This is a genomic window from Streptomyces sp. ID05-39B, assembly GCF_033794725.1.
Lineage (GTDB): Bacteria > Actinomycetota > Actinomycetes > Streptomycetales > Streptomycetaceae > Streptomyces > Streptomyces bobili.
This window is the reverse complement of sequence record NZ_JARGEF010000496.1, coordinates 1-1,605: the sequence shown is the minus strand read 5'-3', so window position 1 is coordinate 1,605 and position 1,605 is coordinate 1. Positions and strand designations below refer to the sequence as shown.

General features: G+C 68.4%; 1 protein-coding gene and 1 tRNA gene. One reads left to right on the top strand and one right to left on the bottom strand.

The window, feature by feature from the left end:
* Window positions 1-493, bottom strand: a 493-nt coding sequence (locus P1P75_RS41435; protein ID WP_319179187.1) for a DUF3662 domain-containing protein, incomplete at its 3' end; no start/stop codon positions are given.
* Between the two features lie 600 nt (window positions 494-1,093).
* Between P1P75_RS41435 and P1P75_RS41430 the strand changes: the two genes are divergently transcribed.
* Window positions 1,094-1,177: transfer RNA gene (locus P1P75_RS41430), tRNA-Leu, on the top strand.
* Window positions 1,178-1,605 lie beyond the last annotated feature (428 nt).

Genomic DNA, 1,605 nt, shown 5'->3' with positions numbered 1-1,605 from the left:
GGGGTGCGGCGGGCATGGGAGGCGCGGCCGGCGCCCCGCCCGCCGCGGGCGGGTAGCCGTAGCCGCCGGGTCGCTGCCCGCCGGCGGGCGCGCGCTCGGGCGCCTGCGGGCCGCTGGTGGAGGAGGCGAGTGTCCGGCTTCGCACGCGGTACAGACCGGTGTCGAGATCGTCCGCCTTCTCCAGGTTGACCTTGATCGGTCCCATGAAGGTGTAGCGCTGCTGCTTGGCGTAGTCGCGGACCATGCCGGCCAGTTCGTCGCCGAGCTGGCCGGAGTAGGGACTGAGCCGCTCGTAGTCCGGCGTGCTCAGTTCCACGATGAAGTCGTTGGGTACGACGGTCCGGTCGCGGTTCCAGATGGTCGCGTTGTTGTCGCACTCGCGCTGGAGTGCTCCCGCGATCTCGACGGGCTGCACCTCGGACTTGAACACCTTGGCGAAGGTGCCGTTGACCAGACCCTCGAGACGCTGCTCGAACTTCTTCAGGACTCCCATGGGGCACCTCCTCCGTCGTGACTTGCGTCCCGTGTCGTGCTGCTTACCTGGTACTGCTTACCTGGTACTGCTTACTGATCGTATCCACGCGCCGGTGAATCGGCTGGTTCCCCCTGTCGGCCCCGCCGACAGGGTGTCGACGGCGTCCTCTCCACCCGGTTCTGTACGGGCTTGTCCACGTGCTTCCGATACGTGCTTCCGGTACGCGCTTGCGCTACGTGTGCATCGGCTCCGTGCCTCCGATGCCGCTTCCGTACGGGCTCGTGCTCGCACATCCGCTCGTACGCCTTCTCGTACGTCCGCTCGTACATCCACTCGTACTTCTGCTCGTCCTTCTGCCCAGGATCGTAGAGGTGGCCGAGGACCAGTGTCCCGCACCTGACTGTGCGGGCGGTCCTGCTCCAGGGGAGACGGCTGCCATAGGTACGAGGTTGATACGTGAACCGGTCGTCGCCGAGACGTACGGAGGTTGCCGTGGGCCTCTCGCGGTGACCTCTGCCCCGGAAGAAGGGATGTGAACGCACCCTGGCCCGCGTGCTAATGTTCTGCGTGTCGGAAGGCGCCGGACCACAAGGTCAACAGCACGAAGACACACCCAATGCGCGGGTGGCGGAATAGGCAGACGCGCTGGATTCAGGTTCCAGTGCCCGAAAGGGCGTGGGGGTTCAACTCCCCCCTCGCGCACAGTTGAAAGCCCCGTAGGCTCCGGCCTACGGGGCTTTCGCACGTCCTGGGGTTCCTCGCGCGCGTGAGGTAGGGCGCGGCGCGGGATGGTGCGCGCTGCCTGTGATGCGGGGGTAGCGCGCTGCATCGTGGGGGCGGAGGTCCGCATTCCCGCGCCGTTCCCTTGCGCGGGTGGGCGTTGGCCAGCCGGGAAACCATCCGGCGGGGGGGCGGGAGATCCCCGAGGCCTCTGAGCGTGCGAGGGGGCCGAGGGCGTACACGGCCGCGGTGGAGGTGGAGGACGGCCGTGGCTGTCCGGTGGCCGAGGCGCTGACGAACACCACGAAGGAGAGTGGGGCGCCGGGCACGACAGTACGGCTGGCTCGGGGCGGGCGTGGTGATGGGGTGCGGCGGCGGTGACCGCGCTGGACGGAGTGATGGCGGGTGGG